The organism is Corallococcus sp. M7 (assembly GCF_054512695.1).
In genome coordinates this window covers 3,368,409-3,394,499 of sequence record NZ_CM137252.1, presented here as the reverse complement: position 1 = coordinate 3,394,499, position 26,091 = coordinate 3,368,409, and the positions used below count along the sequence as shown (strand labels likewise).

Below are 26,091 nucleotides of genomic sequence, written 5' to 3'. Positions count from 1 at the left end.
GCCCGGGCCCGGTTGCCTCAAAACTTGTCCGACAGTCGGACAGGTTTTTCGCCGCCCGGGCCGGGAGGGCGACCTCCTGGCTGGCAATCAATGAGAATGGCGGGCCTGCGAGTCCATGTCAGACCCCTGTGGTTGGATGGCGATGCTGAAACGAGGAGGGGAATGGGGATGGAACGGGGAGGACTCGTGGCCTATGTGGAGGCGCAGATCGAGCGCGACATCGCGCTGGGGCGGCTGCACCCGAGCGGGCAATTCGGCCCTGAAGCGAAGCTGGCGCAGCGCTATGGAGTGTGCCGGGGCACCATCCGCGAGGCGCTGCGTCGGCTGGCGGCACGGGGCCTGGTGGTGCAACACCCCGGACGCAGGACTCGCGCGGTGGCGCTGGATGAGTCGCTGACGCTGGAGAATCTGGGCCTGGCGCTGCATGACGCGAGCAACCCGGATGCCCGGCGGCTGTTGGAGGGCTACTTCAGCCTCAAGCGGCAGGTGCTGGTGGAGCTGCTGGTCGACTGCTGCGCGAAGGCTTCGGATCTCGACCTGGACCAGTTGGGGAGCCTGTGCTTCCAGCTCTGGAACGCGGGGCGCTGGGAGCCCGGGGCCACCTGCGCCCAGGTGGAATTCGAGTTGCTGCGGCTGGCGGCGCGGGTGGCGGACCGCCCCGGGCACGTGCTCCTCGTTCAGTCCCTGCAGCGGGCATTCCTGGGAGGAGCCTCCCAACTGCTGCCGCTCCTGGGCGGAGAGGCGCTGCGTGAGTGGGCCACCTGCGCGATGGGGGCACTGTCGGAGCGCAACGTGCAGAAGCTTCAGCACGAGCTGCCAGAGCTGCTGAAGGCTTGCGATGAGCTGGTGCTGAATGCTTTCGCTCCCGTCCCCAAGGAGCCTGTGTCTCCCACGGATCCCATCGTTCCCTCGTCAGCCACCGGGTTGGAGGATGCGCCTGAGACACACCCGGGCAACGCGGAAGATGGCGTCGTCAGCCTGACTCCAGCCGCCGCACAGGACGAGCCGCAGGAGCCACGCCCCCGCGACGAGGAACGTGGCCCTGGCCACCTGGCTCCATCCATTGCACAGGACGATGTGCTGGAGGCACGGCACCCTGCGTTACCACCGGATAACCCATAGGAGGTATGGCCAAGCGGAATCCAACCGATTGTAGTTCTGGACGTCGCCAGTCTGTTCTCACTGCTGGCGTGGCCCGGGCTCGACGGGGTGCAGGGGGATACCGTGGACGCGAATCAATTGCTGGAGCTGGTCAAGCGCTATCAGGATTCCAAATCCTTCATCTCCAACGAAGAGACCGCCAAGCTCGCGCTGGTGGTCCCCTTCATCCGGCTGCTTGGCTATGACCCCGGTCTTCCCCGGGAGGTCCGCCTCGAATACGCGGCGGACTTCGTCCAGGGCGACGGCAAGAAGCTGCCGGACCGCATGGACTTCGCCATCTTCGACCAGACGGGGCAGAAGCCTCTCATCGTCATCGAAACCAAGCCTCTGGGCACGGACCTCAAGTCGCGCGCCCAGCAACTGGCCCGCTACCTCTCCCAGCTCCCGGAGCTCCACTTCGGCATCATCACGGATGGGTGCCACTACCTGTTCTTCGGAGACCTGGAGAACCCCAACGTCATGGACCCGGAGCCCTTCTTCACGTTCTCCCTGGAGGACACGAAGTCGGACTGGGCCAAGGTCGCGAAGTTCCTCTCCAAGTTCAGCCGCGAATCCTTCAACGCCACGACGCTCATCACCGACGCGGAGAACAGCCGCTACCGCCAGGGGATGATCGACAAGCTGTCCGCCGCCCTCAAATCACCCGGCGAGCACGAGGGCTTCCTCAAGTGGCTCACCGAGGACATCTACAAGGGAAAGCGGACGACCGCCGTGATGGAGCGCCTCGCGGAGGTCGCGAAGGAGGCCATCGAGCCCACCCTCCTCCGTGTCATGGGCGACGACTTCCTCGACAAGCTCAAGGAGCGCCTCCAGCGCTTGAACGAAGGCACCGAGGCCCCCGCCGCCAAGGACGGGCCCAACGTGGTGAAGGCCGACAGCGCGAAGCCTTTCGACGTGGAGCCGCGTGCCCCGGGTGACGACAAGACACGCGTCGCAGTGGAGACCACCGAGGAGGAACTGGCCTTCTTCGGCGTCGTCCGGGACATCTGCACCAAGAACGGCCACGCGGCGGAGGACGTCCTCTACCGGGACACCTCGAACTACTTCAATGTGTCCTTCAAGAAGCCCACGAAGTGGTTCGTGCGGTTCTTTGGCAATGGCAAGCGCAAGTGCATCGCCACCTGGGTTCCCGTCGAGGAGGCGAAGACGCTCGCCGCGGGGTTCGAGGTCGAAGCGTCCCCTTCGGCGTTCGGTATCAGCCGGGTCTACATCCAGACGATCCCAGAGGTGTGGGCGCTCAAGGCCCTGGTCGCCCGGAGCCTGGAGTTGTCCCTCACCGCCAAGGAAGAGGTCCCCGCGGAGCCCATGCTCAAGCTGGCAGCGGCTTCACCGTGAGGCTCTTCGACGCGAGGAACTCCGGGTTGAACACCTTGGAGGCGTAGCGACTGCCGTGGTCACACAGGAACGTGACGATGCGCAGGCCCTGGCCCTGGTGCTTGCGCGCCACCTCCCACGCGGCCCTCACGTTCAGGGCCGCGGAGGTGCCCACCACCAACGCGTCCTCTCGCGCCAGGTGGTAGAGCATCTCCAGCATGTCCTGGTCCTCCAGGCGCATGGCTTCATCCACTCGCGCGTGCCGGAAGTTCTCCGTCAGCCGCATGATGCCAATGCCTTCCGTGATGGAGCTCCCCGCCGTCTCCATCTTCCCCGTGCGCACCTGGCAGTAGAGCCCCGACCCCGGCGGATCCACCAGGACCACTCGCAAGGCCGGGTTCTTCTCCTTCAGGTAGCGGCTCGTCCCGGACAGCGTGCCGCCGCTGCCCACCGACGCCACCAGCACATCCACCCGGCCCTCCGCCTGCTCCCATATCTCCGGCCCCGTCGTCTCGTAGTGGAAGTCGCCGTTCGCCGTGTTCTCGAACTGGTTCATCCACGCCCAGCCGTTCGCTTCCGCCAACGCCCGCGCCTGGTGGAAGAAATGCGAGGGATTGGAGAACGGCACCGCCGGCACCCGCCGCACCTCCACGCCCATCGCCTCCAGGTACTCGTATTTCTCTCGCGCCTGGTTGTCCGGCATTGTCACGACCACCCGGTAGCCGCGCTCGCGGCCCAGCAGGCCCAGGCCGATGCCGGTGTTGCCCGCGGTGCCTTCGACAATCGTGCCGCCGGGCTTGAGCTGCCCCGTCGCTTCCGCGCGTTGAATCATCCCCTTCGCGGCCCGGTCCTTGATGCTCCCGCCCGGGTTCATGAACTCCGCCTTGGCGACGATGTCACAGCCCGTCTGACGACTGAGTGAGCCAATGCGCAACAGCGGTGTGTTTCCCACCGCGTCCCAGAGCGAACCGATTCGTGGCGCCATGTCCGTCCTCCCCCGAGCTACAGCTTGCGCATCCGCACGCGGCGGACCTTGTGGTCGTTGCCCTTCACCAAGATGAGCCTCGCGCGTGAGCGAGTGGGCGCGATGTTCTCCGCCAGGTTGGGCCCGTTGATCTCCGCCCACACGGACGCGGCCCGGGCAATCGCCTGGTCGCGCGTCAACTCCGAGAAGCGCCGGAAGAAGGACCGCTCGTCCCGGAACGCCGTCTCCCACAGGCGTAGGAAGCGCTCCACGTACCAGTGGCGGATGTCCGTCTCGCTCGCGTCCACGTAGATGGAGAAGTCGAAGAAGTCCGACAGGAACGTCTGCGGCAGCCGCCCGCCCTCCACCGGCCCCGTCTGCAGGACGTTGAGCCCCTCCAGGATGAGGATGTCCGGCTGCCGGATGGACTGCGCCTCCTCCGGCACGATGTCGTAGACGAGGTGCGAGTACACCGGCGCCGTCACCTCCTCGCGCCCCGCCTTCAGCTCCGCCAGGAAGCGCACCAGCGCGCGCCGGTCGTAGCTCTCCGGAAAGCCCTTGCGGTTCATGATGCCCCGCTCGGCCAACACCCGGTTGGGATGCAGGAACCCGTCCGTCGTCACCAGCGCCACGCGCGGATGATCCGGCCAGCGGGCCAGCAATGCCTGGAGGATGCGCGCCGTCGTGCTCTTGCCCACCGCCACGCTGCCCGCGATGGCGATGATGAACGGCACCTTGCGCACCGAGTAGCCGAGGAACGCCTGCTGCGCCGCCCACAGCGACTGCGCCGACGCCACCTGCAGGTGCAGGAGTCGCGACAGCGGCAGGTAGACGTCCTCCACCTCCTGGAGGTCCAGCCGGTCGCCCAGGCCCCGCAGCTTCTCCACCTCTTCCGCCGTCAACGTCAGCGGCGTGGAGGCCCGGAGCTCGCGCCACGCGTCGCGGTCCAGGTCGACGTACATCGATGCGGCGCGGGGTTTTGTCACGGACATGCCCCCCAGCTTGAACCAGACCGCCCCGGATCCGGCAAGTGAAGGTAACAACAGGTCTTCCCCGCGATTCTTGACAGCAAGACTTTCCCGTCGCCAACGTGCCCGTCCGCTTCCTGGTCGCGCCCGACTGACGCGGGGGCACTCCGCCCTCCCGGAGCCCGTCCCCCGAGGTCCCCGCGTGTCCTCCTTCTCCGCTCCCGCCCTCCTCGCCGCCACGGCCCTGCTGCTCGCCACGCCCGGCGTTCATGCCCAGGACGCCGAGCCCACCGCCACGCCTGCGTCCGAGCCCGCGCCCGAGCCGGCTTCAGAGCCGGCTTCAAAGCCTCCTGGGGCCACGCAGCCGCCGGTCATCCACATCTCCGAGGAGGGCTTCACGCTGTCATCCGCGGACAAGGCCTTCGTGCTCAAGCTGCGCGGGCAGCTCCAGGGCGACGGACGCTTCTTCCTGGACGACACGGACCGCACCGGCACCAACACGTTCCTCGTGCGGCGCATGCGCCCCATCCTGGACGGGACGCTCTTCGGCTTCATCGACTTCCGCTTCATGCCGGACTTCGGCGTCGGGCAATCCATCATCCAGGACGCGTACATCGACTTCCGCCCAGGGGAGTGGGTCCGCCTGCGCACGGGCCGGTTCAAGACGCCCTTCGGCCTGGAGCTGCTCCAGTCCGACATGGACAACCCCTTCATCGAGCGCTCGCTCACCGTGGACCTGGTCCCCAATCGCGACGAGGGCCTGGAGCTGCACGGCGAGGGCGAAGGCGGCCGGTGGCAGTACTCGCTGGCGGTGGTGAATGGAGACCCCGACGGCGCCAGCACCGACGCCAACACCGACGACAGCTTCGACCTGGTGGCCCGCGTCTTCGCCCTGCCCTTCAAGGGCCGCGAGCCGTCCTTCCTCCAGGGACTGGGCCTGGGCTTCGCGGTCACGCGCGGCCTCCAGTTCGGCACCGCCACCAACACCGGGCTCGCGCCCTTTCGCAGCACGGGCCAGCAGGTCATTTTCAGCTACCTCAGCAACGCGGACACCGGCGAGACGGTGACGGCGCACGGTCAGCACCTGCGGATCGCGCCCCAGGGCCACTTCTACCGGGGGTCCTTCGGCCTCCTCGCGGAGTATGTGCGCTCGTCACAGGAGGTGCGAATCGCGGATGCGCGCGCGCGGCTGCACCACCACGCCTGGCAGACGGCGGTGTCGTGGGTGTTCGGAGGGAAGGCGTCCTTCGAAGGCGCCCGGCCCACGACGTCCTTCAACCCGAAGACGCTTACGGGCGGCGCGCTGGAGGTCGCGGCGCGCTACCACGCGCTGGACCTGGACGACGCCGCCTTCCCCCGCTTCGCCAACCCCGCGCGGTCCGTGAGCGCGGCGAAGGGCTTCGGCGTCGCCACGACGTTCGCCTTCAACCGGCGCGTGCGCTTCGCCCTGAACTTCCACCGCACGAACTTCGAGGGCGGAGCCCCGGACGGCGACCGCGCCCCCGAGAACGCCCTCCTGTCCCGCTTCCAGCTCACGTTCTGAAAGCCCCTGCCCGCGAGCCGTGAAACATCCGGTGACGCCGGGTGTCATCCGGCTTCGTCCTGGTGCGTCTTGAAGCGTCCACGTCAGGTGCACGACGCTCCCGCCGCCCGCGACGGGTGGCCCTTGCCCGGGGGCCGCTCGCGCGGACTCCGCCGAGAGGACGCATGCCCGCGAACGTGTTCCCGCAGCGCCCGACACCTGTCCGCTCCCCGTCCCTGTCGAAGGCGCTCACGCGCGCCGCGCTCCTCGCCCTCCTGGGCCTGGGCGCGCCCGTGGCCGCGCAGCAGCCCCAGGCGCCCATCACGGAGGACGTGCCGCCCCCGGTGCAGCCGCCCCTGCCCGACAGCCGCGTCTACTTCACCACCCTCAACGTGGTCCGCTACAACCCGCTGGGGCTCGAGTCGCAGAACCGGCTCGTCTACCAGAAGCGCCTCTTCGACAGCCCGTCGCTGCTCCTGCGCGACACGTACGCCAGCGCCGGCGCGAGCCTCAAGCTGAGCCCCGCGTTCTTCAAGGCCGGGCCCACGGTGGAGTTGCAGCCGCTGGCCATCTTCAACCTCCGCGCCGGCTACGAGTACGTGCAGTTCTTCGGCACGTTCGGCAGCGTCCAGTCCTATCCGGACTCCTTCCAGCCCTACGACGACGACCTGCGCAGCGCGACCAACGACGCCGCCTACGGCACCTCCGGGCACCACTTCTTCGTGGAGCCCATGCTCCAGGCGAAGGTGAAGTCCGTGGCGCTGCGCACGAAGCTGGCCATCGAGTACTGGAACGTGGCGCTGCGCGATGGCGGGGCCCGCGGCACGTTCTACGACCCGACGCTGGACACGCTGGTGCCCGGCAAGGGCTGGGTGCTCGCCAACGACACGGATCTCCTCTGGCTGGCCGGGAAGTGGACGCTGGGCGCCCGGCTCTCCGCGGTGTGGCCCCGCTACGATGAGGACACCAGCGCGGTGGATCCGCTGCCCGGCCGCACGCTCCCCAGCAACGAACACATCCGCGTGGGCCCGCTCGTCGCGTATGCCTTTGACACCAAGCCGGGCGGCCTCATGAGCAAGCCCACCGTGCTGCTCATCGCCGGCTGGTACCTCAAGCATGAGAACCGGGTGAATGCCATGCCCTACCTCCTGGGCGGCTTCTCGTTCACCACGGAGTTGCTCTCCGGCCGCTGAAGCGCGCCGCGGCCTGTTCAGACATCAAGCTCCTCCTGCGCTCCAGGGCAGTGTGCCGGGGTCAGGGCCGTTCCTAACTCGCCCTGTCTGTCGTTGGGGACAGCAGGGGGACCTATGGGAACGACTCGCGGAGTGATGGGCTGGCGGCTGCTTTGGAGCGTCGTGGCGGCGGTGATGCTCGGAGGGTGCGGCCCCTCGAATGCGCCGGAGGCTTCCCCCCGGACACAGGAGGCGGCGCACACCGGGGGTGACTTCGTCTGGGTGAAGCACCTGGGCTCGCCCCGGTTTGATCAGGCCCACGCCGTGGCCTTCGACCGCGACGGCAACATCCTCGCGCTGTTCCTCTACCAAGGCAGTGTGGACCTGGGCGCGGGCCCCGTCGGTTCCGGGAACCCGGACAGCTTTGGCTTCGCGGTGGCGAAGTACACGACGGCGGGCGCGCTCCTGTGGACCCGCGCCTACGAGGGTGTGCTTCCTCCCGGCGGACAGAACTTCGTCAACGCGGTGGCGCTCACGGTGGACCGGGAGCGCAGCGTCCTCATCGCGGGGAACTCGAACGAGTCCATTGACCTGGGCGGGGGACTCCAACCGGCGGGCGCGTTCCTGCTGAAGCTGCGCAAGACGGGGCAGTTCCAGTGGGCCCGGCACTTCACGGGCAGCATCTCGCCCCAGGACCTGGTCACCGACTCTCAGGACGGCATCGCAATGACGGGCAATGCCTTCCGCACGGTGGACTTCGGCCAGGGGCCCAACTCCTCGCAGGTGACGGACGTCGTGACCGCCTTCCTCACGAAGTTCAATGCCGCTGGCACCCCGCAGTGGACCGTGAGGGAACAGTTGGACCTGAGCAGCGGATCCAGCGTCGCGGTGGATGAGACGGATGCCTTCTACTTCGCGGGCATCCGGTATCCCGACCCGGAGGCCTGGAAGGTGACCTCCTCGGGCACGGTGGTGTGGACCCGGTCGCTGGTGGGCGCGTCGGGAGGAGCCGCGGGCATCGCCGTGCACGGCAACCGGGTGGTGGTGGGCGGCCAGTTCAGCAGCGCCTTCACGTTCCGGGGCCAGACGATCACTCCCCCGGTCCCAGGTGCCGGCTTCCTCGTCGCGTGGACCCGCGCCGGAGAGGAGCGCTGGGCCCGTGGCTACCCGCAGGCCGTGGGCGCGGTCGCCATGGCCGAGGACGACGCCGTGGTCGTGGGCGGTGCCTCCATCGATCCGGACACGGCCTCCGGCTACACGCTCTTCACCGCGAGGCTGGAGCGCATCGAGGGCCAGCAGCAGTGGCGGCACACGTACGCCTCGACCGGGCGCCCGTTCTTCACGGACGTGGCGGTGAACAAGCAGGGCGCGTTCGTGGGCATTGGCTACTTCTCCGGCACCCTCCACCTGGGAAGGCCCCTGGTCTCGCGCGGCTTCGACGACGACTTCCTCTTCAAGGGGTCGACGGCGCCCTGACGGTCACCCGAAGCCCTGGGCGCGCAGCACCGCGCCCAGCGGCACGGAGCCCGCGCGGTACGCGTCAAAACACCGCGCGGCCTCCTCCGGCGTGGGCTGCGTCCACCGCCAGTGCCCGGGCCCGCCCCCCACCTCGCAGCGGATCAATGACGTGCGCAGCTGCTCCACGTGGGTGAACTCCAACTGCTCCAGCAGCAGCGGGTTCTGGCTGGTGACGAAGGCCTGCCGCGTCCCCATGTCCCGCACGCACGCGCGCACCAGGTCCGGGTGCAGTCCGTCCGCCAGTTCGTCCGCGATGACGAAGGCCTCGTGCACGTCCAGGTAGTAGAGGAAGGACAAGAGCCGCTTCTGGCCATGGCCCAGCTGCTCCTGCGCCACCGGCGTGCCGTCCGGACGCACGAACGCGAAGCGGAAGCCGCTGAAGCCCAGCCGTCCGCCCTGGGACAGGGGCGTCGTCTCCGTCACGTCCACCGAGAGCGTGCCGGAAGCGAACCCCGCCAGCGTCACGAAGCGCGCGAGGAAGCCCTGGGGCATTGCCTCGTGACGCAGGAGCAGCGACGGCGGCACGGGCTCGCGCTCCACCTGTTCACGCAGCCAGCCGGGCATCCACGTGGGCAGCGCCATCAGCCCCAGCGGGAACAACTCCTCACCGCGCTGCTCCATCGCGTAGCGGATGGCGCCGATGCGCTCGAACATGCCCAGCGCTTCGTCGAAGCGCGGCGGCGCCAAGAGGAACGTCTCCCGGAGCAGGTCCTTCAGCCGGTCCTTCACGCCGCGCTCCAGGTACTGCGCGGCCATGAAGAGCAGCGTCCACACGGAGCGGTCCAACACCGACCAGTGCATGCGCTTGGAGAAGCCTGCCGCGCCAGCCACCTCGCACGCGAAGCCCGTGGCGCTGGCGCGCATGACGAGCCGCGCGTCCTCCGCCGCGTCCCACCGCACCGTCGCCACGATGGAGGGCATCAGCCCGTGCGCCAACGCCGCGGGCGGCAGCGCCAGGGCGTCACCCGGGCCGCCCTCCCCGGCATTCGCGGGCAGCGCCGCGGGCGGCTCGTTGCGCACGGCCACGTCCACCGTCAGCGCGTCGAAGCGCAGCGCGTAGTCCAGCGCGAACGGCTCCCGCAGGAGTCCGGAGAAGTCCGAGCACAGCACCGCGGACAGCAGCTCCAGCAGCGTCGTGCGTCCGCTGCCCGTCGCGCCCACCACCACGTTCAGGGCAGGGCCGAACGTCAGCACCGTGTCCGGCGCGAGCCCTCGGTAGTGGTGGACGTGCAGACGGGTCAGCTTCATGGCGTCCGGCCCTCCCCTTGGACCACCGTCAGCGTAGGCCCTTCGCCAGCTGATGCGCGAGCCGGTGTAGCAGCTCCGTGTTCTCCGCCTCCGCCGCCTTCAGCTTGGGCAGCTGCGCCTTCAGCGCCGCCAGGTCCTTGCCCCGCGTCACCAGGTCCTCCGCCCCCAGTTCCAACCAGCGCCCCAACTCCTGCGCCGTCAGCTCCAGGTGGAACTGGAAGCCATACGACTTCCCCAGCCGGAAGGCCTGCTGCGTGTACCGGTCCGTGGACGCGAGCAGCGTCGCGCCGGGCACCGGCGTGTACGTGTCCCCGTGCCAGTGCGCCACCGCCGTGCGCGGCTTCACGCCGGCCACCACCGGATCCGACAGCGCGTCCTGCGTCCAGCGCACCGGCCCCACGCCCACCTCGAAGCCGTTCTTCCCCGGCGACACCGTCGCGCCCGCCGCCGCCGCCAACAGCTGCGCACCCAGGCACACGCCCACGCACGCGCGGTCATTCGCCAGCCGCTCTCCCAGCAACGCCAGCTCTTCATTCAGGAACGGATGGGCGTCCGCCTCGTACACGCCCATGGGCCCACCCATCACCACCACCAGCGGCGCGTCCACGTCCTCGCGCTTCACCGTCCGGAAGCGCCTCACCAGCGTGAAGCCCGCCGCCTCCAGCGCCGGCCCCAACAGGCCAGGGCCCTCGTGCTCCTCGTGCTCGAACACCACCGCGCGCATCGTCCGCCACCCCTTCGCTGTGTCTTCGTTGGTGCCGCAGGCAATGCCTGCCGCGTGAAGACTAACGCTGCATGCCACGGTTGGCCGCGACGCGGCGTGAACCCGGATAGCCGGTAGGCATTTATTTCACAGTATTTCGTGCCATCATCAGCGGGCCCGGTTTCCCCTATAAGCATGCGGACCCGGGCATTCCCCCTTGGGCGTTTTCGTCGCGTCGTTTCCGAAAGGAAGTTCCTCGTGAGCAAGAGCCTTCGCGGTTTCAAGTGGCTGATGGGCACGGTGGTCGGCGTTTCCCTGCTGAGCGGTTGCGGCGCTCCTCCGGCGGAGGGTGAGACCACCCCGGCCGAGGCCACGGAGCAGGCCCAGGGCGCCCTGACGGCGCAGGTCACCGCGGGCAAGGCCTCCATGGCCGCCAGCGACCGCGTGACGGTGGAGGTGACGCTGACCAACACCTCCTCCGCGCCGGTGAGCATCTACAAGTGGGATGCGCCGGGCGAGGGCCTCAACGAGGGCCGCCTGTCGGTGTCCCGCGACGGCCAGCCGGTGGAGTACACGGGTGCGCACTTCAAGCGCGTGCAGGGCCGCGCCGAGGACCTCATCACCCTGGCCCCCGGCCAGAGCATCTCCGGTCCGGTCGTCGTGTCGGACGCGTATGACCTGTCCGTCTCCGGCACGTACACCATCCGCTACGAGCTGGAGGCGCGCGCGGGCGTGACGGCGCTGTCGTCCAACTCGGTCAGCCTCTTCATCGAGGGCCGCCGCAACAGCCGCGACGAGGCCGAGGCGATGCGTCAGGTGACGGGCCAGAGCCTGTCCTACTCCGGCGCCTGCACCAGCTCCGAGCAGAGCTCCATCGCCACCGCGTTCAGCAGCGCGCAGACCTACTCCAACAACGCGTACAGCTACCTGAACGGCACGCCGTCCGCGACCACGCGATTCACCACCTGGTTCGGCACGTACTCCACCACCAACTGGAGCACCATCAAGACGCACTTCAACAGCATCAAGAACGCGTTCGCGAACCAGGCCGTCGTCGTGGACTGCAGCTGCAACGAGAGCGGGACGTACGCGTACGTGTACCCGTCCTCGCCGTACAAGATCTACGTGTGCGGCGCCTTCTGGAGCGCCCCCAACACGGGCACGGACTCGCGCGCGGGCACGCTGGTCCACGAGATGAGCCACTTCACCGTCGTGGCCGGCACGGACGACTGGGCCTACGGCCAGACGGCCGCGAAGAACCTGGCCAAGTCCAACCCCACGCGCGCGCGTGACAACGCGGACAGCCACGAATACTTCGCGGAGAACACCCCGTCGCTGCCGTAAGGTGACGCCGGGCCGTTGACTTCGGGGCGCGGGCCACATGGGCTCGCGCCCCTTTTCTTTTCGCCGTACGCACTCAAGGAGCGTCACGTCATGGGCATGGGACGAAGCAACCTCGCATGGCTCGCGGTGCTCACCGCCGCCGGTGTCACCGCCTGTACCCCGAAGCCCGCGGAAGCCCCCGCGCAAGCGCAGGCCCCCGTCGCCGCGACGCCGCCGCCCGCGGCGCCCCCGCCGTCCCCCGAGCCCAGCGCCGTCGAGCCCGCGAAGGAGCCCACCGCCGTGACGACCCCGAAGCTGGAGTGCGCCCTCAGCGTCCACCCGAAGGCGAAGGCGGGCGAGCCCATTGAAGTCCTCTTCAAGCTCACCAACCGCTCGGAGTCCCCGGTCTGGGTGCTCAAGTGGCAGACGCCGCTGGAGGGCATCCTGGGCACCGTGTTCCAGATCACCCGCGACGGCGAGGAGCTGCCGTACCAGGGCCCCATGGTGAAGCGCGCCGCCCCGAACGCGGACAGCTACGCGGCCATCGCCCCGGGCGCCACGGTGGAGAACACGGTGGAGGTGACGCAGGCCTGGGACCTCAAGAAGCCGGGCACCTACCGCATCACCTTCCGCGACGCGCTGATGGACGTGGCCACGCGCAAGGAGGACATCCCCCGGGCCGGCGGCGAATACCAGTCCACCCCGGTGACGTGCGCCCCCGTGGACGTGACGGTGGCCGCGCGCTGAGGGGAGCCGCGAGGCGGTAGGGGGCCCCTTCCGGATTTCCCTGGAACGAGGAGGGCGGGCAGGCACGGTCCCCCTCCTCAGCCGGGCCCGGGCGCGATACACCTGGGCCCACCATGGCGGACACCCCCACGATGAACATCCCGACGGTCGACCTGCTGGACCTGGCGTCGGGTGAACCGGCGCGCCTGGAGCGCGCCGCGGCGGCCCTGCGCGAGGCCTTCGGCGTCTTCGGCCTCGTGTTCGTGAAGAACCACGGCGTGGACGCGCCGGCGCTGGAGCGCTTCTACGACGCGTTCTCCGCCTTCGTGGCCCGCCCGGACGCGCAGAAGCGCCCCCTGGGCCGCGCGGACCTCTGGTACCAGCGCGGCTGGACGCCTCCCAACACGGAGGTCGCCGTCGCCAGCAACGGGCAGCCGGACTTCAAGGAGTGCTACTTCGCGGCGCCCACGCCCACGGACGCGCAGTCCGCCATGGAGTTCCCGGAGCTGTACCCGGAGAACATCTGGCCGGACGACGCGCCACCCTTCTTCCAGGAGGGCCTGCTCACCATGGGCACCGCGCTGCACGAGGCCGGCCTCAAGCTCCTGCGCGGCGCCGCCCTGGCGCTGAACCTGCCCGAGGACACCTTCACCGCCGCGTGCGAGAAGGCGCCCCACGTCACGCGCGCGCTCCAGTACCTGCCGCTGGGCCCGTCCCAGGTGAACACCGGCATCCTCTGGGGCGAGGAGCACACCGACTTCAACCTGCTGACGCTGTTGCCCGGAGGCCGGTTCCTCGATCCGGAGGGCCGCCCCGCGCCGAAGCCGGATGACCAGAGCGGCCTGTACCTGCGCACGCGCGCGGCGCCGGACGCGCCCAACGGCCACATGGTGCGCGGCACCGCGCCCGCGGGCTGCATCGTGGCGCAGGTGGGCCAGCAGCTGGAGATCCTCACGGGCGGCACGTTCCTCGCCACGCCGCACGTCATCACCGCGCCGGGCGTGCCGGGGTGGCAGCGCCAGTCCGCCGCGCACTTCATGCACGTGCACACCAGCCAGGTGCTCTTTCCCCTGCCCGGCTTCCGCACGCCGGAGGCGGTGGCCAACTACGCGCCGCCGGTGCTCGCGGGCACGTACGACATCAAGACGCTGGTGGACATTGGCCTCGCGCCGCCCGCCGCGCTCGACAAGCTGGGCTACCGCCACTACGACCGGCTGAACCGGATGCGCGCGACCTCATAAGCCGCGCCGGGACCACCGGCCCCTTGTCGCTGGCGGAGGTGGACGGGCTGCGTTACAGCGCAGCCACCCCATGGCCATCTCGTCCACCCTCGCCGCGTCCATCTTCCGTCACCGCGATTTCCGGCTGTATCAAATCGCCCGTCTGTGCGCGGTGCTCGCGGCGCAGATCGAGTCGGTGGCCATCGGGTGGCAGGTGTACGAGCTCACCGGGAGCGCGCTCGCGCTGGGCTACACGGGCCTGGCCCAGTTCGTCCCCTTCCTCGCCTTCAGCCTCCTGGGCGGTCAGGTCGCGGACCGCTACGACCGCCGCCGCATCCTGGCGCTGTGCCAGGGCGTGATGCTGGTGTGCAGCCTGCTGCTCTTGTCCTTCACGCTGGGCCACTTCGAGGACGTGCGGTTCGTCTACGGCGTGCTGGTGCTGTTCGGCACCGCGAGGGCCTTCTACGCGCCCGCGGGCTCCGCGCTCACGCCCTACCTGGTGCCGAAGGAGGAGCTGACGCGCGCGGTGGCGGTGAACTCCACCACGTGGCAGGTGGCCACCATCGCCGGCCCCGCCGTGGGCGGCCTGCTCTACGGGTGGCTGGGCGGCAAGGGCGTCTACATCACGTCCGCGTCGCTGTGCGCGCTCACCATCGTGTGGATCCTCTCGCTCCAGGTGCGCACCGGCAGCGCGTCGCGCGATCCCATCTCCATGAAGACGCTGGTCGCGGGCCTGCGCTTCGTGCGCCAGAAGCGGATGCTGCTGGGCAGCCTCACCCTGGACCTCTTCGCGGTGCTGCTGGGCGGCGCGGTGGCGCTGCTGCCCATCTACGCGCGCGACGTGCTGCACACCGGCCCGTGGGGCCTGGGCCTCTTGCGCAGCGCTCCGGCCGCGGGCGCCGCGGTGGTGGCGGTGCTGCTCGCGTTCCGTCCGCTGGGCGGCCACGCCGGGTGGAAGATGTTCGGCGCGGTGGCGGTGTTCGGCGCGGCCACGCTGGTGTTCGGCGTGAGCACGTCCCTGCCCCTGTCGCTCGCGGCGCTCGCCATTGGCGGGGCTGCGGACATGGTGAGCGTGGTGGTGCGCCACACGCTGGAGCTGGTCTCCACGCCGGATGACATGCGCGGCCGCGTGGGCGCGGTGAACATGATGTGCATCGGCGCCTCCAACGAGCTGGGCGAGTTCCGCGCGGGCTCGCTCGCGGAGGCGCTGGGCGCCGTGCACGCGGTGGTGATTGGCGCCGTGGGCACGCTCGTCGTCGTGGGCCTCTGGGCCTGGCTCTTCCCGGAGCTGCGCAACGTGGACCGGTTGGAATCCGCCGCGCACCCGCCGCCCCAACCCGAACAGGACGCCACCGAATCCGCCCCCTCCGTCTGAGGCCTCCCGGTCGCCGGGTGAAAACCACGGCTCGCGAAGGTTTGACGCTCGGTGAGGGGGCTGTTGCCTGGACGGCCACCTGTCGGCGGGGCTTGTAGCCTGGAAGGACACAAGTGGGGCGCGCCCGCCCCCACCTTCAGAGGAGGGGCGCCGGTGGTATGGTCCGTGCTTGGACTCTCGTCCCATGGCGTACTACTTCCACGTGCTGGCACTCTGCGTAGGGACCGCTTTGTGCCTCGTGCTCGGCCGGGCGTTCTTCGATCCTGACGAACCCACACCCGTCCCCGTCACCACCCAGCCGGACCCGGGCGCGCCCCGCGTGGTCCGCATGGACGCCGGCCACCACCCTCGCAAGTAGGGCCCCACGCGGGGCGCCCCGCGCGCGATGATGCACGCCGACCGTGAGCGCGACGGGCTCCTTCCTCCTCTTCCTGCTGCTCTGGGCGGTGCTCCTCGTGGGGGTGCTGTCCATCGTCGTCTCCACGCTGCGCACCGGCGCGCCGCCCATGCCCAGCTCGCCCCGGGTACGGCGGGCGCTGCTGGCCATGCTCCCGGGGGACACCCGGGGCACCGTGCTGGACCTGGGCTCGGGCTGGGGGGACGTGGCCTTCAACCTGGCGGATCACTGCCCCGAGGCGCGCATCATGGCGTACGAGCTGTCCTGGCTGCCGTGGCTCTTCAGCCGGCTGCGCCAGCGGCTCTTCCCCCGCGCGAACCTCACGCTCCTCCACGGGGACTTCTTCGCCGCGTCCTTCCAGGACGCGACCTGCGTCGTCTGCTACCTGTCGCCGGGCATCATGACGCGCCTGGCGCCCCGCTTCGCGGCCGAGCTGCCGCCAGGCGCCCGCATCCTCAGCCACACCTTCGGCCTGCGCGGCTGGACACCCGTGCGCAGCGTGCGGCTCCAGGACCTGTACCGCACGCCTGTCTACCTCTACGAAGTGCCGCCCCGCGCGCCGCCCCGTGAGTAGAGTCCACCCCCGTCCACCCCTTCTCGAAGAGACCCTCCCGCGATGAGTGACTTCCAGTTCCAGGACATGCTGCCGCTTGGCAAGGACGAGACGCCCTACCGCCTGCTCACGAAGGAGGGCGTCTCCACGTTCGAGGCCGGCGGACGCAGCTTCCTCCAGGTGGAGCCCGAGGCGCTCACGCTGCTCACCCGCGAGGCCATGCGGGACATCTCGCACCTCCTACGTCCGGGACACCTGCAGCAGCTCAACAACATCCTCAAGGACCCGGAGGCGTCGTCCAACGACAAGTTCGTGGCGCTGGAGCTGCTCAAGAACGCGAACATCGCCGCGGGCGGCGTGCTGCCCTCCTGCCAGGACACCGGCACGGCCATCGTGATGGGCAAGAAGGGCCAGTACGTCCTCACCCGCGGCGGCGACGAGGCTGCCATCTCCAGGGGCGTGTTCGACACGTACCTCACGGCCAACCTGCGCTACTCGCAGATGGCGCCGCTGGACATGTACAAGGAGGTCAACACGGGCAACAACCTGCCCGCGCAGATCGAGCTCTACGCGACCGACGGTGACGCCTACAAGTTCCTCTTCATGGCCAAGGGCGGCGGCTCCGCGAACAAGAGCTACCTCTTCCAGGAGACGAAGGCCGTCCTCAACCCGCAGAGCCTGCTGGCGTTCCTGGAGCAGAAGATCCGCTCGCTGGGCACCGCCGCGTGCCCGCCGTACCACCTGGCCATCGTGGTGGGCGGCACGTCCGCGGAGTTCGCGCTGAAGACGGCGAAGTACGCCTCCGCGCGCTACCTGGACACCCTCCCCACCAGCGGCAACGCGCTGGGCCGGGGCTTCCGCGACGTGGAGCTGGAGCAGGAGGTGCTCAAGCTCACGCAGCGCACCGGCATTGGCGCGCAGTTCGGCGGCAAGTACTTCTGCCATGACGTGCGCGTCATCCGCCTGCCCCGCCACGGCGCGTCCTGCCCGGTGGCCATCGCCGTGTCGTGCTCGGCGGACCGCCAGGCGCTGGGCAAGATCACGCGCGACGGCGTCTTCCTGGAGGCGCTGGAGACGGACCCCGCGAAGTACCTGCCGGAGACCACGGACACGGACCTGTCCGGCGACGTGGTGAAGCTGGACCTCAACCGCCCCATGAGCGACCTGCGCGCGCAGCTGTCGCGCTACCCCATCAAGACGCGCCTGTCCCTGTCCGGCTCGCTGGTGGTGGCGCGCGACATCGCGCACGCGAAGATCAAGGAGCGCCTGGACCGGGGCGAGGGCATGCCCCAGTACCTCAAGGACCACATGGTCTACTACGCGGGCCCGGCGAAGACGCCGGAGGGCTACGCGTCCGGCTCCTTCGGCCCCACCACCGCGGGCCGCATGGACGCGTACGTGGATCAGTTCCAGGCGGAGGGCGGCAGCTTCGTGATGCTCGCCAAGGGCAACCGCTCCCCGGCCGTCACGGAGGCCTGCAAGAAGCACGGCGGCTTCTACCTGGGCTCCATCGGCGGCCCGGCCGCGCGCCTGGCGCAGGACTGCATCAAGAAGGTGGAGGTCCTGGAGTACGCCGAGCTGGGCATGGAGGCCGTGTGGAAGATCGACGTGGTCGACTTCCCGGCCTTCATCGTCGTGGATGACAAGGGCAACGACTTCTTCGCGAACATCAACAAGCCGTCCGCGAAGAAGTAGGCCGCTTCGAAGTCACCTTCCGGCGCGCGCTCTTCAGTCGAACTCGAGCGCGCGCTGGAAGTCCGCCGGGTTGGAGGCCGCGCTCTGCGCCGTCTCCAGCGTGATGTCGCCGTTGCGGTACAGCTGCGTCAGGTGCTGATCGAAGGACTGCATGCCGAACATGTCGCGGCCCTTCTCGATGACGTCCTTGAGCTCCGCGGCGCGGTCGTCCCGGATGTACTGCTCCACCGTCTTCGTCTGGACCATGATCTCCAGCGCCACCACGCGGCCCTTGCCGGTGGCCTTGGGCAAGAGGCGCTGGGAGACGGTCGCCTTGAGCGAGTCCGCCAGGCGCATGCGCACCATGGTCTGCTCCTCCGCGGGGAACACCGACACCAGGCGGTTGATGGTGCGCGACGCGTCCGTGGTGTGCACCGTGGACAGCACCAGGTGGCCCGTCTCCGACGCCTTGAGCGCGATGTCGATGGTCTCCGTGTCGCGCATCTCGCCCACCAGGATGACGTCCGGGTCCTGACGCAGCGCGGCCCTGAGCGCGATGGCGAAGTTCGCCGTGTCCGGGCCAATCTCGCGCTGGGAGATGGAGGACTTCACGTTCTTGTAGATGAACTCGATGGGGTCCTCGATGGTGAGGATGTGCAGGCTCTCCGTGTGGTTGATGTGGTTGATCATCGACGCCAGCGTGGAGCTCTTGCCGGAGCCCGTGGCGCCCGTCACCAACACCAGCCCGCGCTCGTTGCCGGCGATCGTCTTCAACACCTGCGGCAGGCCCAGCCCGTCGATGCTGGGGATCTCATCCGGGATGATGCGCAGGATGCAGGCCAGCGAGCCGCGTTGCCGGTAGATGTTCACCCGGAAACGCGCCACGCCCGGGAGGCTGTAGGACGAGTCGCATTCCTGCACACTGTCGATCTGCGCCTTCATCAGCTGATCATTCATCACATGCAGCGCGACCTGCTTCGTGTGATCAGCCTGCAGCTTTTCCATCTTCAACGGCCGCAACACGCCGTTCACCCGGTAGATGGGCGGATCCCCAGGGCGGAAGTGGATGTCCGAAGCCCCGTTCTGGACGCCGACGGTGAGCAGCTTGTTCAGGGTGTTCTGGTCCAGGTAATCCCTCTCACTTCACGAATGGAGCGGAGGATTCTAGGAGAAGGGCACCCATCGCCTCCATGGTTGCAATGTGGGAAGCATTCCCCAGCCTCACTGTACTAAGTTTTCCCGCAAATCAAGGAAGGCGAGTACCCCGGGGGATGAAGGAACTGTCCTCGACTGCTCACCAGTGGCCGTCTTCCTGCCCAGGCGGCCCGGATGCCCTGCCCCAAATCCGTGGCGAACATCCGGGCATGAACGGACAAACCGAGCAGGCCCCCCACTACGAAGAGCTGTCTTCCGCTGACTACGCCGCACTGGAGGTGTGGGATCCCACCCAGGTGGTGATTACGCCGCGCATGGCGGCCCGGCTGTGGCTTCAGACGAGCCTGCGGCTGACCCGCGCCCAGAAGGAGCTGCACGACGCCATCTTCGCCAACGACCTGAGTGAAAAGGCGAAGGACCGCTACGCCGAGGCCCGCGCGGAGCTGGACTCGGCGGAGGCGTGGGCCCTGCACGTGGCCCGCAACATCCCGCGGCACCGGTAGTCACGACAGACCACCACCTCCTCCCCCCCGGACGTGGCACGCGGGTGGCGGCGGGGCGGCGGCGGGACGGGCATCGCGCCCGGACCTTCCGCCTCCCGTCGTCACCCGTTGTCGTTGGAGGGGGGCGGCGCGCAGGACGGGTCGTCCTTGCGCGGCGGCTGCGCGGGCTCGCTGCCCAGCAACTGGCACAGCCCCGTCTGCAGCTTCTCCAGGAGGCGCGACAGCTCGTCGACCTCCGGCGGCGTCAGGAACTCTCGCGCCTGGGCATCCACGTACTTCGCGGCGAGCTCCAGGGCCTGGATCTCCCGGCGCCCCGCGTCGGTGATCTCCAGGCGCACACAGCGGCGGTTCTCCCCCGCGCGGCGCTCCACCAGCCCATCCTCCTCCAACCGGTCCACCAGCCGGCTCACGGCGGGCGCGTCGATGAGCAGCCGCTCCGCGATCTGCGCCTGACTGTGGATGCCGTGGATCCCGATGTTCTTGAGCACGAGCAGTTGCATCAGCGGCCGGTCCGTTTGCTCACCAACTTTCTGGGTGAGCAGCCGGACCACTGCGCGTCGCGTCGATGCCACTTGCTCAGCGATGGTCATGGGCGTAAGAGATGATTGCATTCAACAACGGTTGTCAATTACATCTTGACTTGACTGCGCGCAGAGAACCCGGGGTGGGTACCACCACTCGCTCCTGCCGGAAAGACCTGCCGCTCCTTGAGTATGGCCACCCCCAGCGCCCTCCTCGTCCTTCTCCTCGCCGGCGCGCAGCAGGCGCCAGCGCCGGCCCCGGCCCCGCAGCCCACGCCTGAAGCCAGCGCCGCCGCCTCCGCGCCGGCCACCGTCCCCTTCCAGCCGAAGGTGGACGACCCCATGCTCACGCCTGTCCCGCCCGCGCCGGAGCAGGTGAAGACGTGGGATGACGCCCTCACCCGGGTGCGCCAGAAGTCCACGGACCTGCGCAACGCGGAAGCCGGCGTGACGCGCGCGCAGGGCCGGTGGCGCCAGTCGCTGGGTTTGCTCTTGCCCAACGCGCGGGCCACCGCGGGCGTGGGCGTGGACGTGCTCCACCCGGACGTGCCCTCCGCCGCGGGCGGCGGCTTCGTGGGCGGCTCCAACACCGGCACCGGGGTCAGCGCTCCCAGTGCGCCCCTGGGCACGGTGTCCGCGTCCCTCACCCAGTCCATCATCGATGTGGGCGCGTGGCGGGGCCTGTCGTCCGCGAAGTCCTCCGAGTCCGCGTCCGTGGCCAGCCTCCAGGACGTGCAGCGCCGCCTCACCCAGGGGCTGGCGCAGGTGCTGGTGGCCACGGTGGCCGCCGAGCGCGCCGCGGAGATCAACCGCGTGGGCCTGCGTCAGGCGCTGGAGCGCTACGCCATCACCCAACGCTCCTTCGAGCTGGGCGCCGGCACGCAGCTGGACGTGGTGCGCGTGAGCCAGGACGTGGCGGTGGCCCGGCAGGCGCTGGTGGCCGGGGACGAGCAGCTGCGCCGGACGCGCGAGTCGCTGGGCCTGTCCCTGGGCGAGGACCACGGCGTGGGCGTCAACCCGGCGTTCAACCTGGGCGGGCTGGTGGAGGAGACGCGCCAGCAGTGCACCCCCCTGCAGGACCTGGCCAACCGCCCGGACCTGGTGGCCCAGCGGGCCAACGTGGACGCGGCCCGGGAGAGCCGGCGCCAGGCTTCCGCCGGTTACCTGCCCACCCTGGGATTGAGCAGCACGCTGGTGGGTTTCACCACCGACCCCGGCTTTGGCCGCTTCGCCACCTGGAACGTGTCCGCGGTGCTGTCCGTCCCCCTGTGGGAGGGCGGCCAGCGCGAAGGGCTCGTGCGCGAGCGCAAGGGCATTGAAGAGCAGGCCGCCCAGTCGGCCGAGGCCACCCGCCGCAACGTGGGGGTGGAGGTTTCCCGCGCCCGGCGTGGAGTGGAAGTGGCCGAAGCATTGTTGAAGACCGCCGCTGAGTCCCTGGAGCTGGCGGACCGGACGGACCGGCTCACGCGCCGGGCCTTCGAGGTGGGACGAGGTAGCAGCTTGGAGCTGGTGCAGAGCGGAGCCGCCCTCCGCCAGGCCCAGCTCGCTTTGGTTTTGAGGGAATTCGAGCTCGTCCAGGCCCGCCTGGACGCGTTCCTGACGGAGGCCCGGTGCGACTGGTGACGAGGGTACGCCCCCTGAAGGCGCTGATGACGAAGACGGTGTTGGGCGCGGCGCTGGTGGCTGGCGTGGCCGGGTGCTCGGGGAAGCCGGAGGCGAAGGCCCCTCCTCCGCCGCGCGAGGTCCAGGTCGTGGCCCTGGCGCCGCACGAGGTGCGGGACACCGGGGAGTACCTGGGCTCGCTGCTGTCGCGGCAGAGCGTGTCGGTGCTGCCGCAGGTGAACGGCTACATCCGGAAGATTCTCGTGAAGCCCGGCCAGAAAGTGGAGGCCGGCGCGCCGCTGATTGAGGTGGACGCGCGTCAGGAGACCGCGGCCCTGGACAGCGCGCAGGCCCAGCAGAGCTCCTCCGCGGTGGAGCTGGAGCTGGCGAAGCGCACCCTCGCGCGCACCGAGTCCCTCAACCGCGAGGGTCTGGCCAGCGTGCAGGAGCTGGAGCGCGCCCAGGCGGCGGTGAAGGCGGCGGAGGCGGCGGCGCGCGCGGCGGGCGCGAACGTGGCCCAGCGCCAGGTGCAGCTCCAATTCCACGTGGTGCGCGCGCCGTTCGCGGGCACCATGGGCGACGTGGTGGTGCGCGTGGGTGACTACGTGAGCGCCACCACGGTGCTCACGTCCGTGGCCCAGGCGGACGCGCTGGAGGTCAGCGTGTCCGTGCCGGCGTTCCGCGCGCGGTCGCTCAAGCCGGACACCCAGCTGGAGCTGTTGGATCAGCAGGGCAAGGTCATCCTCTCCAGCACCGTCTTCTACGTGGCGCCGCAGACGGATCCGCGCACGCAGCTGGTGGAGGTGAAGGCCGCCTTCCGCAACACGGTGGGCCTGCGCCCCAGTGAGCTGCTGCGGGCGCGGCTGGTGTACTCCACGCGGGACGCGCTCCAGATTCCGGCGCTCGCGGTGGTGCGCCAGAGCGGCCAGCCCTTCGCCATGGTGGTGGAGAAGAAGGACGGCAAGACGCTGGTGGAGCGCCGCCCGGTGGCCCTGGGCCAGCTGGGTGACATGTCCTACGTCGTCGAGGGGGCCTGAAGCAGGGCGACCTCGTCGCGGTGTCGTCGCTGCACATGCTGCGCGACGGCATGCCCGTCATCCCCAAGCAGGTCACCCTGAACAACGACGAGTCCCCCCAGCCGGCGGGCACCGTGCGGGCCGACGAGACCCCCACCAATGCCCAGCTGCCCCGCACCGCGTCCGGTGGCGGCGGCACCACCGGCGGCAGCCGCTAGCAGGCGGATCCAGAGAGGCGCCACACCGTGTTCGTCGACTTCTTCATCCGCAGGCCTGTCTTCGCCATCGTCTGCTCCATCATCCTGACGCTGGTGGGCGTCATCGCCATCCCGACGCTGCCCATCGCGCAGTACCCGGACCTGGCGCCGCCGCAAGTCACCGTCACCAGCACCTACGTCGGCGCCAGCGCCGAGGTGGTGGAGTCCGCCGTCACCATCCCGTTGGAGCAGGAGCTCAACGGCGTGGAGGACATGCGCTACATCACCTCCACCAGCAGCAACGACGGCACCAGCACCATCACCGTCACCTTCGCCCCCACGCGCAACATCGAGGTGGCGGCGGTGGACGTGCAGAACCGCGTCAGCCGCGCCGCGGCCCGCCTGCCCGCGCAGGTGAACCAGACGGGCATCGTGGTGAACAAGGCCTCCAGCCAGATGCTGCTGACGGTGGGCCTGTCCTCCCCGGACAACCGCTACGACGCGAAGTTCCTCTCCAACTACGCGGACGTGAACCTCAAGGACGCCATCAAGCGCGTGCGCGGCGTGGGCGAGGTGCGCATCTTCGGTGAGCGCAAGTTCTCCATGCGCCTGTGGTTGGACCCGTCGGAACTCGCCCGGCGCAACATGACGCCGCAGGACGTGGTGCGCGCGCTCCAGGAGCAGAACCTCCAGGTGGCCGCGGGCCAGGTGGGCCAGCCGCCGTCCAGCGACGAGCAGCCGTATCAGATCGCCGTGCGCGCCCGGGGCCGCCTGGTGGAGCCGGAGGAGTTCGGCGACATCGTGCTCATGCGCAACAACGACGGCAAGGCCGTCACGGTGAAGGACGTGGGCCGCGTGGAATTGGGCGCGGAGAACTACGGCACCCTGCTGCGCTTCAACGGCCGCACCGGCGTGGGCCTGGCCATCTTCCAGCTGCCCACCGCCAACGCGCTGGACGTGCGCGACGGCGTCATCAAGGAGCTGGACCGCCTGGCGCAGTCCTTCCCGCCGGGCCTGGAGTACCGCACCGGCACGGACACCACGCTCGCGGTGCGCGCCTCCGTCAACGAGGTCATCCACACCCTCATCGAAGCCATCGCGCTCGTCATCCTGGTCATCTTCCTGTTCCTGCACGGGTGGCGCAGCGTTCTCATCACCGCGCTCACCCTGCCGGTGTCGCTCGTGGGCACGTTCGCGTTCGTCTACCTGATGGGCTTCTCCATCAACACGCTGACGCTCTTCGGCCTCACCCTGGCCACGGGCCTCGTGGTGGACGACGCCATCGTGGTCATCGAGAACATCGAGCGCCTGATGGCGGAGCGCGGGCTCAACGCGTTCCAGGCGGCGCGTGAAGGCATGAAGGAGGTGGCCGGCGCGGTGGTGGCCATCTCCGTGGTGCTGGTGGCGGTGTTCATCCCGGTGGCCCTCTTCCCGGGCACCACGGGCTCCATCTACCGCCAGTTCGCGCTCACCATCGCCGCGTCGGTGGCCCTGTCCACCTTCTGCGCGCTGACGCTCACGCCTGCCCTGTCCGCGCGGCTGCTCAAGCACCACCACGGCCCCAAGTGGGTGTTCTTCCGCAAGGTGGACCAGGTGCTGGACTGGACACGCGACATGTACGGCAAGGGGCTGCGCAAGCTGCTGGTGCACCCGCTCATCGTGCTGGTGGCGTTCCTCGCCTGCATCGGCGTCACGGTGATGCTGTTCCGCTCGGCGCCCACGGGCTTCATCCCGGATGAGGACCAGGGCTACGTCATCATCTCCGTGCAGGGGCCGGAGGGCATGTCCCTCAGCCAGACGGAGAAGGTGCTCCAGGAGGTGGAGGCGGTGCTCAAGGCCCAGCCGGAGGTGAACGTGATGTTCGCCATCGGTGGCTTCTCCCCCAACGGCAACGGCTCCAACTACGCCACCGTCTTCACGGCCCTGAAGCCGTGGGAGGAGCGCACGGGGAAGGACCAGTCCGTGGCCGCGCTGGTGGAGCGGCTGCGCGGGCCGCTGGGCAAGATTGGCAGCGCGCGAGTCATCCCCTTCCAGCCGCCCGCCATCCGCGGCGTGGGCAGCGTGGGCGGCTTCCAGTTCATCGTGGAGGACGTCGCCGGCAACCACTCGCTGGAGGACCTGGCCAACGCCACGGCGGAGATGGTGCAGAAGGGCAACGAGGAGGGCCGCCTGCGCGGCGTCTTCACCCCCTTCAACGCCAACACGCCCATCCTGGACGTGGAGGTGGACCGCCAGAAGGCCAAGGCGCTGGGCGTGCCCATTGAACAGATCTTCGGCGTGATGCAGCTCTACATGGGCAGCCAGTACGTCAACGACTTCAACTACGCCAGCCGCACCTACCGCGTGTACGTCCAGGCCGAGCAGCAGTTCCGCGACAGCCCCCAGGACATCGGCTCGTTCTACGCGCGCACGGACACGGGGGACATGATCCCGCTGGAGTCGCTGGTGAAGGTGACGCCCATCGTCTCCGCGCAGGTCATCAAGCACTACAACCTGTTCCGCTCCGTGGAGATCAACGGCCAGGGCGCACCGGGCGTGTCGTCCGGCCAGGCGCTGGAGGCCATGGAGCAGGTGGCCCAGGCGTCGCTGCCCCAGGGCATGTCGTCCGAGTGGACGGGCATCAGCCTGGAGCAGAAGGAGTCCGGCGGCCAGACGATGATCATCTTCGGCCTGGGCATCCTCTTCGTGTTCCTGGTGCTGGCGGCGCAGTACGAGTCGTTCAGCCTCCCGTTCGTCATCATCCTGTCCGTGCCTCTGGCCATCATGGGCGCGCTGGGGTTGCAGGTGGCGCGCGGCTACGCGAACGACGTGTTCTGCCAGGTGGGTCTGGTGATGCTCGTGGGCCTCGCCTCCAAGAACGCCATCCTCATCGTGGAGTTCGCGGAGCAGCTGCGTGAGCAGGGCAAGAGCGCGCTGGAGGCGGTGGTGACGGCGGCGGAAGTCCGCCTGCGCCCCATCCTCATGACGTCCATCGCGTTCCTCCTGGGCGTGGTGCCGCTGATGACGGCGTCCGGCGCGGGCGCGGCGGCGCGCAACTCGCTGGGCACCGCGGTGTTCGGCGGCATGCTGGTGTCCACCATCGTCAACCTCATCTTCATCCCGGGCCTCTACATCCTCATGCAGAAGGTGCGTGGGGACGCGAAGCGCTCCAGCGGTGAGGAGGAGACGCCCCCGTCGCACGAGCCCGCTCCGGCCCACGCGCCGTGAGCTGAAGAAGCAGCGCAGCGCTGAAAACAGACCGCCCTCCCCTTCCGGTTCG

At 69.3% G+C, this 26,091-nt stretch carries 20 protein-coding genes and 2 pseudogenes; 16 read left to right on the top strand and 6 right to left on the bottom strand.

Annotated features, from left to right (window positions below):
* Positions 1–162: 162 nt before the first annotated feature.
* Both ACX114_RS13805 and ACX114_RS13800 read left to right on the top strand, forming a co-directional pair.
* A pseudogene (locus ACX114_RS13805) lies at positions 163–901 on the top strand (FadR/GntR family transcriptional regulator); the annotation flags it as partial.
* Between the two features lie 323 nt (positions 902–1,224).
* Complete coding sequence (locus ACX114_RS13800; RefSeq protein WP_459298296.1) at positions 1,225–2,496, top strand: type I restriction enzyme HsdR N-terminal domain-containing protein; 1,272 nt, start codon at positions 1,225–1,227, stop codon at positions 2,494–2,496.
* On the opposite strand, the gene ACX114_RS13795 is transcribed toward ACX114_RS13800, so the two are convergent.
* A complete protein-coding gene (locus tag ACX114_RS13795; protein WP_459298294.1) occupies positions 2,471–3,460 on the bottom strand; it encodes a cysteine synthase A in 990 nt (329 codons plus the stop codon). The genes ACX114_RS13800 and ACX114_RS13795 overlap by 26 nt on opposite strands.
* A gap of 17 nt (positions 3,461–3,477) precedes the next feature.
* Positions 3,478–4,431, bottom strand: a complete 954-nt coding sequence (gene coaA / locus ACX114_RS13790; protein WP_459298292.1) for a type I pantothenate kinase — start codon at positions 4,429–4,431, stop codon at positions 3,478–3,480.
* A gap of 178 nt (positions 4,432–4,609) precedes the next feature.
* Here coaA and ACX114_RS13785 point away from each other — a divergent pair, with 178 nt between their 5' ends.
* From ACX114_RS13785 to ACX114_RS13775, 3 genes are all read left to right on the top strand, one after another.
* On the top strand, positions 4,610–5,950 hold the full coding sequence (locus ACX114_RS13785) for an OprO/OprP family phosphate-selective porin (protein ID WP_459298290.1): 1,341 nt from the start codon (positions 4,610–4,612) through the stop codon (positions 5,948–5,950).
* A gap of 164 nt (positions 5,951–6,114) precedes the next feature.
* A complete protein-coding gene (locus ACX114_RS13780) occupies positions 6,115–7,122 on the top strand; it encodes a hypothetical protein (RefSeq protein WP_459298288.1) in 1,008 nt (335 codons plus the stop codon).
* A gap of 114 nt (positions 7,123–7,236) precedes the next feature.
* Positions 7,237–8,577, top strand: a complete 1,341-nt coding sequence (locus ACX114_RS13775) for a hypothetical protein (protein WP_459298286.1) — start codon at positions 7,237–7,239, stop codon at positions 8,575–8,577.
* Positions 8,578–8,580: 3 nt separating this feature from the next.
* On the opposite strand, the gene ACX114_RS13770 is transcribed toward ACX114_RS13775, so the two are convergent.
* Complete coding sequence (locus ACX114_RS13770; protein ID WP_459298284.1) at positions 8,581–9,867, bottom strand: AAA family ATPase; 1,287 nt, start codon at positions 9,865–9,867, stop codon at positions 8,581–8,583.
* Positions 9,868–9,895: 28 nt separating this feature from the next.
* Positions 9,896–10,591 (bottom strand): glutamine amidotransferase-related protein, encoded by a 696-nt coding sequence (locus ACX114_RS13765; RefSeq protein ID WP_459298282.1) that lies wholly within the window; start codon positions 10,589–10,591, stop codon positions 9,896–9,898.
* Between the two features lie 237 nt (positions 10,592–10,828).
* Between ACX114_RS13765 and ACX114_RS13760 the strand changes: the two genes are divergently transcribed.
* The 7 genes from ACX114_RS13760 (at position 10,829) to ACX114_RS13730 (ending at position 17,859) form a co-directional block, all read left to right on the top strand.
* Positions 10,829–11,914: a M35 family metallo-endopeptidase gene (locus ACX114_RS13760; protein WP_459298280.1), complete on the top strand. Its 1,086-nt coding sequence runs from the start codon at positions 10,829–10,831 to the stop codon at positions 11,912–11,914.
* 90 nt (positions 11,915–12,004) lie between these two features.
* Positions 12,005–12,640: a protease gene (locus tag ACX114_RS13755; RefSeq protein ID WP_459298279.1), complete on the top strand. Its 636-nt coding sequence runs from the start codon at positions 12,005–12,007 to the stop codon at positions 12,638–12,640.
* 113 nt (positions 12,641–12,753) lie between these two features.
* Positions 12,754–13,860 (top strand): isopenicillin N synthase family dioxygenase, encoded by a 1,107-nt coding sequence (locus tag ACX114_RS13750; RefSeq protein WP_459298277.1) that lies wholly within the window; start codon positions 12,754–12,756, stop codon positions 13,858–13,860.
* A 70-nt stretch (positions 13,861–13,930) separates the two neighbouring features.
* Positions 13,931–15,214, top strand: a complete 1,284-nt coding sequence (locus ACX114_RS13745; RefSeq protein WP_459298275.1) for an MFS transporter — start codon at positions 13,931–13,933, stop codon at positions 15,212–15,214.
* Positions 15,215–15,383: 169 nt separating this feature from the next.
* A complete protein-coding gene (locus ACX114_RS13740) occupies positions 15,384–15,572 on the top strand; it encodes a hypothetical protein (RefSeq protein ID WP_459298273.1) in 189 nt (62 codons plus the stop codon).
* A gap of 43 nt (positions 15,573–15,615) precedes the next feature.
* A complete protein-coding gene (locus ACX114_RS13735) occupies positions 15,616–16,185 on the top strand; it encodes a class I SAM-dependent methyltransferase (protein ID WP_459298271.1) in 570 nt (189 codons plus the stop codon).
* Between the two features lie 42 nt (positions 16,186–16,227).
* On the top strand, positions 16,228–17,859 hold the full coding sequence (locus ACX114_RS13730; RefSeq protein ID WP_459298269.1) for a fumarate hydratase: 1,632 nt from the start codon (positions 16,228–16,230) through the stop codon (positions 17,857–17,859).
* A gap of 33 nt (positions 17,860–17,892) precedes the next feature.
* Here the strand turns inward: ACX114_RS13730 and ACX114_RS13725 are convergent, their stop codons facing one another.
* A complete protein-coding gene (locus ACX114_RS13725; RefSeq protein ID WP_459300165.1) occupies positions 17,893–18,942 on the bottom strand; it encodes a type IV pilus twitching motility protein PilT in 1,050 nt (349 codons plus the stop codon).
* Positions 18,943–19,202: 260 nt separating this feature from the next.
* On the opposite strand from ACX114_RS13725, the gene ACX114_RS13720 reads away from it, so the two are divergent.
* Positions 19,203–19,496, top strand: a complete 294-nt coding sequence (locus tag ACX114_RS13720; protein WP_459298267.1) for an SPFH domain-containing protein — start codon at positions 19,203–19,205, stop codon at positions 19,494–19,496.
* Positions 19,497–19,597: 101 nt separating this feature from the next.
* Here the strand turns inward: ACX114_RS13720 and ACX114_RS13715 are convergent, their stop codons facing one another.
* Positions 19,598–19,996 (bottom strand): MarR family winged helix-turn-helix transcriptional regulator, encoded by a 399-nt coding sequence (locus tag ACX114_RS13715; RefSeq protein ID WP_459298265.1) that lies wholly within the window; start codon positions 19,994–19,996, stop codon positions 19,598–19,600.
* Positions 19,997–20,209: 213 nt separating this feature from the next.
* Here ACX114_RS13715 and ACX114_RS13710 point away from each other — a divergent pair, with 213 nt between their 5' ends.
* The 3 genes and pseudogenes from ACX114_RS13710 to ACX114_RS13700 all read left to right on the top strand — a co-directional run bounded on the left by ACX114_RS13710 (position 20,210) and on the right by ACX114_RS13700 (position 26,039).
* Entirely contained in the window at positions 20,210–21,640 is a 1,431-nt protein-coding gene (locus ACX114_RS13710; protein WP_459300163.1) for a TolC family protein, read from the top strand.
* Positions 21,641–21,666: 26 nt separating this feature from the next.
* A pseudogene (locus tag ACX114_RS13705) lies at positions 21,667–22,853 on the top strand (efflux RND transporter periplasmic adaptor subunit).
* A gap of 27 nt (positions 22,854–22,880) precedes the next feature.
* Positions 22,881–26,039: an efflux RND transporter permease subunit gene (locus tag ACX114_RS13700; RefSeq protein ID WP_459298263.1), complete on the top strand. Its 3,159-nt coding sequence runs from the start codon at positions 22,881–22,883 to the stop codon at positions 26,037–26,039.
* The last annotated feature ends 52 nt before the right edge of the window (positions 26,040–26,091 follow it).